Origin of the sequence: Vibrio sp. D420a (genome assembly GCF_030248625.1) — a bacterium.
In the GTDB taxonomy this organism is placed as follows: Bacteria; Pseudomonadota; Gammaproteobacteria; order Enterobacterales; family Vibrionaceae; genus Vibrio; species Vibrio fortis_A.
Map to the genome: position 1 here is coordinate 1 of NZ_JAHGAN010000059.1, position 7,022 is coordinate 7,022.

General features: G+C 43.7%; 7 protein-coding genes. 4 read left to right on the forward strand and 3 right to left on the reverse strand.

What is annotated here, in order from left to right; translation table 11 throughout:
• From KI743_RS23285 to KI743_RS23295, 3 genes are all read right to left on the reverse strand, one after another.
• A partial coding sequence (locus KI743_RS23285; protein ID WP_285468452.1) for a peptidoglycan DD-metalloendopeptidase family protein occupies window positions 1-993 on the reverse strand: 993 nt, incomplete at its 3' end.
• A gap of 218 nt (window positions 994-1,211) precedes the next feature.
• Window positions 1,212-1,511: an isoamylase early set domain-containing protein gene (locus tag KI743_RS23290; protein ID WP_285468453.1), complete on the reverse strand. Its 300-nt coding sequence runs from the start codon at window positions 1,509-1,511 to the stop codon at window positions 1,212-1,214.
• Between the two features lie 126 nt (window positions 1,512-1,637).
• Window positions 1,638-2,282, reverse strand: coding sequence for a hypothetical protein (locus KI743_RS23295; RefSeq protein ID WP_285468454.1), 645 nt, complete (start codon window positions 2,280-2,282; stop codon window positions 1,638-1,640).
• Window positions 2,283-2,376: 94 nt separating this feature from the next.
• On the opposite strand from KI743_RS23295, the gene KI743_RS23300 reads away from it, so the two are divergent.
• The 4 genes from KI743_RS23300 to KI743_RS23315 form a co-directional block, all read left to right on the forward strand.
• A complete protein-coding gene (locus KI743_RS23300) occupies window positions 2,377-2,796 on the forward strand; it encodes a GFA family protein (RefSeq protein ID WP_084181840.1) in 420 nt (139 codons plus the stop codon).
• 105 nt (window positions 2,797-2,901) lie between these two features.
• Window positions 2,902-3,576 carry a YoaK family protein gene (locus KI743_RS23305; protein WP_285468455.1) on the forward strand — a complete coding sequence of 225 codons (675 nt, stop codon included), beginning with the start codon at window positions 2,902-2,904 and terminating at the stop codon, window positions 3,574-3,576.
• A gap of 227 nt (window positions 3,577-3,803) precedes the next feature.
• The gene (locus tag KI743_RS23310; RefSeq protein ID WP_032550438.1) at window positions 3,804-5,174 is read left to right on the forward strand and encodes a YjiH family protein; all 1,371 of its coding nucleotides are present in this window, start codon (window positions 3,804-3,806) and stop codon (window positions 5,172-5,174) included.
• A 420-nt stretch (window positions 5,175-5,594) separates the two neighbouring features.
• Window positions 5,595-7,022 (forward strand): methyl-accepting chemotaxis protein (locus tag KI743_RS23315; RefSeq protein WP_285468456.1); only part of this gene is annotated, 1,428 nt, incomplete at its 3' end.

Here is a 7,022-nt window from a genome sequence, read left to right on the forward strand (position 1 = left end):
AATGACCACATAGTTACCCGCGTAAGGGTGTTTGCGGGTCATAATAACCGTACCATCACCTGTCGACTGTACTGGCGTACCAATTGGTGTCGCAAAGTCAGTACCATTATGAGGTGAAACGCGCCCCGTCACAGGGTGCAGACGCTTCGGATTGAAATGCGAGCTCAAGCGCCAGTTACGGCTAACAGGGTATCGCTGGAAAGCTCTCTGTAGGCTGTCACCCTTCGCATCATAGTATTGACCATCGCTGTGCAGATAAGCGGAGACTAAACGCCCGCGATTAACGATCTTCACCGCTTCAATTTCACGTTTACCTGTCGCAACACCGTCAACATATTGAGCTCGTTGCAATACTTCAAAAGTATCTCCAGCACGTAAGTCACGGCTAAAGTTAAGCTTGTCTTTAAGGAGAGAAACAACTTGGTCAATCTCGACACTACTTAGACCGAGTTTATTCGCTGAGGTAGAGAAACTGCCATGAATAGCCCCCACCATTGGCTTCTGTTTCCACTCGCCAGGGATTGAGATATCTTCAAACTCATAGCTGCCATCTTCAAGGCGACGATAGACGACCTTGTCAGCAACGTTGAAGCTTAGCTCCATCTTCTCAAGATTGTTCGTCTCTTCATTGCGCCAAAAACGCAGCTGGTTACCCGGCTGAAGCGTATCAAGCGCTAGGTAGTTTAGATCCGTCTCCATAACACTCATCATCGACTGATAAGAGAAGCCTAATTGAGTGAAAATACCACTCAAGCTGTCGCCAGTTTGGATCTGATATTCGAATGTCGGTGGTTCAGCCACGTTATGCGATGGAGAGAGAATTGACTCAATCACGGTTGAGTCTGGCAAGTTGAGTTCAATGGTTCCAGTTAAACTCGACTGGGATGAGTTGATTGCGACGCCGATTAAAGCGAATACAGGCAATCCCAAAATGGTTATCTTTTTTACGGGCGAAAGCGCAGCAAACGGAGATGAAAATAGTTTTGAATACACGGTAAACAGGTCTTTCTACGATATAAAGACCATAGGATATGCTTTTCAAACGCATAAATCATCAATACATTGTCATAATATGACGCTAATCTTACTCGATCATGCTAAGTCATTGAGTTATTGTCGCCGAACTTTCCTAATATCTATTCACTACAGAAATAAAAAAGCAGAAGCATTACAGCCTCTGCTTTATCATCCTTTAAAATCGCTAACCCCCGTTATGCATTCGCCGTTGATACTAAGCAGTTATCTTCGCCAAACTCATTCGGGATGTAGCTGTCAGCATTGGCGTCATTAACCCATTGCTGATCGTCCACTAAGTAACGGAATTGAAACTCTCCGTCTTTTGGTAGACGTGTTTTAAACTTGTAGACTTTCCCTTTTGCCAACTTCTTCATTGGCGTGACCTTCCAGTCCAGGAAATCAGCGACAATAGACACTGAGTTCGCTTCTTGAGCCTCCAGCTCAAAGGTCACTTCTACTTCATCTTTGGTTTTAAAAAAGCGTTTGTTAATCATTCGCAAGCTCCATTTGTAAAAATCGTCCAACACAAAACCGATTTTGTGTCTAAATTTCAGTCAACTATCTAAGATAATATGTAATTTAGCTCACATAAACAACAAAACAATGAACGATTAAAACCTTTAATGCACTTCAATTGATTGCTTATTTACCGTAAAGCTCGATATCACTTTCTCGTCAGGGGCCTCTGCGTAAGACTGCTGAGCACTGTGTTGGTTGAAGCTCACCAAACCCTGATAGCTGTTTTGAGCTTCACCACCCGCATTTGTGATATCCAGAGTTTCTAATTGAATGCGGTCACCTAAAAGAAGCTCATCCACCAACACTACACGACTGCGTGCTTTATCAAATTTAAACAATGCTAGGTAATGAAACACGCCAGAGCCTTGATTGGAAACCCACATCGGTGCGACAAACATCTGATCTTGTCCAACAGTGAGTGCAACAATCTTATCTGTAGCCACTTGCACAGTACCTCGCTCTGCACCGGAATCGTATCGACCAGAGGCGATATGCTTAGAGTCCATATATTCATCAATAAAAGCGAATGCTTGGGTCTCTGGCACTTTAATTGTCCAAGGGTTGGTTGCTTTTAAGTCAAACACCAACTCAACCACAGGGTCGTAACTCACCTGAGATGAGGGGAATTTGGCCAGTATCTCTTCATCAGTCAAACTAAAGCGATATAGACCCGCAACAATCACAACCACCAGCATCACAATTGGGATCAATAGGATCAGGGGAATCGGTAAAATTTTCTTTTTCATGAACTTCTATTCTTTGATTTTCATCGACTTGTGCAGACCTTAAATGGCTTTAGTATAATTAGCAATATGAGCTTAACCAGAAAGCGAGTTGTGCATGAATACAAATAGTGCGAATGAAAAAGCTGTAAGAAGTTGTGAATGCCGTTGCGGTGCCACCAGCTTGGTCTGTCGTGGCGAGCCACTCAGAACCGCGGTATGCCATTGCTATGAATGCCAAAAAAGAACAGGAAGTGTGTTTGGCGTACAGGCTAGATTTGCTAGCGAACAAGTCACTCTCAGTGGAGAAGTCACCAGTTTTTCACGCATTAGCGATAGCGGCAATGAAGTCCACTATCAATTCTGCCCTAAATGCGGCACCACTATGTTGTTGCAAACCACAGGAGCACCAGATGCTCTGATCGTTCCCCTTGGTCTTTTCAAAGAGCGCGACTTTCCTATCCCTAGCTTTTCCGTGTATGAAGAGCGCAAACATGGCTGGGTTAAGTTTGATTGTGAAATGGAACGCTTTAACTAAATCGCTATTGATTGCCTAAGATCAAACTCTCTTAATGGACAACGCTAGCGTTAGATTTTGCTAGCGTTATAATCCGCCCCTTCTTTCATTCATCAGGCCACGCGCATGATCTCTAAACTCCCTCGTTGGATCGAATATGGTGCACTGCTGCTTGCCGGTTTGGCGGGAAGTGTTAATGCAATTGGCTTGCTTGGATTCCAACATCAAGCGATTTCACACCTATCAGGTACCCTCTCTTTATTAGGGAGTAGCCTACTCACACCCTCATTGATCTCTTGGCATCTACTGTTAATTGTTGTCAGTTTCATGCTTGGCGCCGCATTTAGTGGTTTCTTCATTGAGAATCAAGCACTCAAGCTGGGAAGACGTTACGGTGTGGCACTTTGTATTGAAGGAACGTTGCTATTCATAGCGTTATGGGCACTGCTTAATGGTTACGCTTATGGTCAATACTTCGCATCAGCGGCGTGTGGACTGCAGAATGCGATGATCACCACCTATAGCGGCGCTATCATCCGCACCACTCACATGAGCGGCATCATTACTGACCTTGGTATTATGATTGGCGCTCGTTTAAAAGGGACGCCTTTCGATCGTCGTAAAGCAAAACTGCTACTCTTTATCGTAGTCGGCTTCTTATCAGGCGGTTTGGTGGGTGCTTGTCTATTCCAAAAATTCGAGATCACTGCATTGGCTTTCCCTGCTTCTTTTGCATTTATGATCGCGTTTGTCTACTGGCTATACCTCTACCGCCAAACGAATAAGCTAGATATTTTATAAAAAACTAGCAACATAACCAAAACAAAAGTAACATCTGCGAAACTTTATACTAAACTTTCTGGCAATGGCAGCATGCAGGTGGTGAATATTTACCGATCCACGATGAATAGTATTGCAAGTTAGCATAATACTATGTAGTCTTGCCGCCAATGAAAGAATACGGATGTTTAGTGCATAAAAATGCCAAGGATGTGGCTTTTTACGAGTAGATATACGAGAACTATACAATGTCTAACAACATGAACACTGCGAATACTGAAAAATCAAAAAGCAGTTTCTGGATTTTCTTAATCCCATCGCTCATCGGTTTATTCTTATTCATGGCGCCTATCAGCTATGAGGGTGATCTAACCATTCCTGTTGCAATCCTTGCAAAATCCATTCAAGCCGTTTTTGGTGATGTTTTGGTGCCTGCAATCACAGCGATTGTTGCTTTTATGGCGCTCGCGTCTATTTGCACTAAACTTTTCAAGCCTGCGTTTATTCAATCTAGCCCATTCCTAAACGGCCTATTCAACCCATCTCCATTGTGGTTGGCTGTACGTGTGATCGGTGGTGCAGCTGCTGTAATGACGTTCTTCCAAGTCGGTCCAATGGCGGTATGGGAAGAGAATACTGGTGGACTAGTGCTTGAAGGCCTACTGCCAACACTGTTCTCTGTCTTCATCTTTGCTGGTCTTCTACTGCCACTGCTACTTAACTTTGGTCTACTAGAGTTGTTTGGCACACTACTAAGTAAAGTAATGCGCCCTATCTTCAACCTACCAGGCCGTAGCGCGATCGATTGTATGGCATCTTGGTTGGGTGACGGTAGTGTCGGTATCTTGCTAACTAGCAAGCAGTACGAAAACAAGTTCTACACTCAGCGTGAAGCTGCAGTTGTTGGTACTACGTTCTCTGCAGTTTCTATTACATTCAGCCTTGTGGTTATCGCACAAGTAGAGCTAGAGCACCTGTTCCTACCTTTCTACGCTGCGATCTGTTTAGCAGGTTTCGTTGCTGCAGTTGTGATTCCTCGCCTACCACCACTAAGCATGAAAAAAGACACGTTTATTGACGGCTCTAAACCACAAGAAGATGCTGATGCAATCCCTGCAGGTCACAGCACTTTCTCTTGGGGTCTTGAGCTGGCGGTAAATAAAGCATCTCAAGTGAAGTCAGCGAAAGGTGTCTTTGGCGAAGGCGTGCGTAATGCTGTAGACATGGTATTTGGCGTACTTCCAGTTGTTATGGGTTTAGGTACTATCGCTCTTATTATTGCTGAGTACACCTCTATCTTCGCTATTCTTGGTCAGCCTTTCATTCCATTCTTGGAGCTACTAGGCGTACCTGAAGCGGTAGCAGCATCTGAAACGATCGTAGTTGGTTTCGCTGATATGTTTATCCCAGCAATCCTTGCAGCTTCTATTGATAATGAGATGACACGTTTCGTGATTGCAGCGATGTCAGTAACACAGCTTATCTACATGTCTGAAGTCGGTGCACTACTACTTGGAAGTAAGATCCCAGTTAACATCTTTGAACTGTTTATCATCTTCATTCTGCGTACGTTGATTACACTTCCAGTTATTGCTGGTGTAGCACATATGATATTCTAATTACGCATTGTGCAAAGATATTCAAAGCCTCACTTAACGTGAGGCTTTTTTATTTCCCACCTATACCAAACCGTTTGTATATTATTTAAACAACCGTTTCATTTATTGATTAAATTAAATTGATAAGCTTTAAAAATAATTGAGTAAGTAGCTCTTCCCACTAGGCATTGTAGTCGCCCAAGCCTTATGCATCATGCCCACGCAAACGATTAACAAACTTGATACTCAAGTCTATGAACTTAAATGAGAAATATATAAATTAACAATATATGGAATTTTGTGTTGTTTATTTTGTTGTGGTTTTGTAATCTTTTTTGTGAAAATATCTTCAAGTAAGGAATTTATTTGCCGATATATATAAAACAATAAAAACAAAAGTTAATTTGGTCTTCGCAAAGCCTGTGAGAAGGGGAATACTCAATGAAATTTAGCCATAAGGTGGTCGCAGCATCATCGGCCTTACTGCTAGTCACAGTATCACTACTGTCTATTCAGCAGCTATACACTGTTCGAGGTGCGGTTGAGAGTCACGTCAACGCCAGCCTCAAGGAGATGGTTGCAGGTGTGAAAAATACCGTTGTATCTGAAATGACGGCCAAAAAAGCACTTGCCCAATCGACAACCGAAGTTATCGAAATTGCACCGCAAGATCGTGACTACGTAAAAACCATTTTGGAAAAACCAAAACTAAAGAACAGCTTCTTGGCAGTGGGTTTCGGTTATGAAGCCAATGGATTTGTTATCGAAAACGATGACGGTTGGGATGCAGGTCCAGACTACGATCCTCGCGTTCGTCCTTGGTATATCGATGCGAAAACAAATAACTCTCTTGTTGTAACAGCTCCATACGTGGATGCATCAAGCAAGAAAGTCATCATCTCTGTGGGTACACCAGTTAAAGATAATGGCCAGTTCACGGCTGGTATGTTCTACGACCTAGAACTGACCAACTTAGCGACACTGGTAAACAAGGTGAACTTGTTTGACGCGGGTTACCTATTCCTAGTAACGGCAGACGGCACGACCATCGCGCACCCAGAAGCGAAAAATAACGGTGAGAAGCTATCAAGCTACCTACCACAAGCTTCTATTCGTGAAGGTTCACAGAGTATCGAGATTGATGGCAAGTCTTACCTAGTAAGCTTTACGCCAATCCCAAGCGAAAACTGGTACGTAGGTGCAATCCTAGATGAAGAGATCGCTTTCCAGACGGTTTCTGAGCTGAAAAATAGCTCTATCATCTACTCTTTGATTGCTGTTGTTCTAAGTGTTATCGCACTAACCGTTCTGATTCGCGTGCTAATGCGCCCACTGGATGCTCTGAACGAAGCGATCAATGACGTTGCAAGCGGTCAAGGTGATCTGACTAAGCGTCTAGATACCAACACTGACAAAGAGTTCTCTGAACTTGCGAAAGGCTTCAACACCTTTACCGAGAACCTTCAGAAACAGATCATTCAATCAAAAGCAATTGGTGTTGAAATCAAACGCGGCACTGAAATCACCGTTCAAGGTGCTGAAGAGTCTGCACACGCGATGAGCACGCAGCTTCAAGAGCTTGAACAGCTAGCAACCGCAATGAACGAGATGGCAGTTACGGCTACCGAAGTTGCTAACAACGCTCAAGGCGCAGCAGCAGCGGCTCGTGAGGCGGATGAAGCAACACTAGATGGTACTTCCGTAGTAAGTGATACAACGCAAGCCATTGACAACCTATCTTCTCGTATCGACCAAGCGGTAGCAGAAGTAGAAGTACTTGAGTCTGCGACAGCAAACATCGAAACGATCTTGAAAGTAATCAATGACATTGCTGACCAGACTAACCTACTGGCACTAAACGCGGCTATT

What these genes read in the sequence shown, in the direction of transcription:
- KI743_RS23300 (WP_084181840.1), top strand. Translation starts at nt 2,377, where the DNA reads ATGAATACAAATAGTGCGAATGAAAAAGCTGTAAGAAGTTGTGAATGC.
- KI743_RS23295 (WP_285468454.1), bottom strand. Translation starts at nt 2,282, where the DNA reads ATGAAAAAGAAAATTTTACCGATTCCCCTGATCCTATTGATCCCAATT.
- KI743_RS23305 (WP_285468455.1), top strand. Translation starts at nt 2,902, where the DNA reads ATGATCTCTAAACTCCCTCGTTGGATCGAATATGGTGCACTGCTGCTT.
- KI743_RS23290 (WP_285468453.1), bottom strand. Translation starts at nt 1,511, where the DNA reads ATGATTAACAAACGCTTTTTTAAAACCAAAGATGAAGTAGAAGTGACC.
- KI743_RS23310 (WP_032550438.1), top strand. Translation starts at nt 3,804, where the DNA reads ATGTCTAACAACATGAACACTGCGAATACTGAAAAATCAAAAAGCAGT.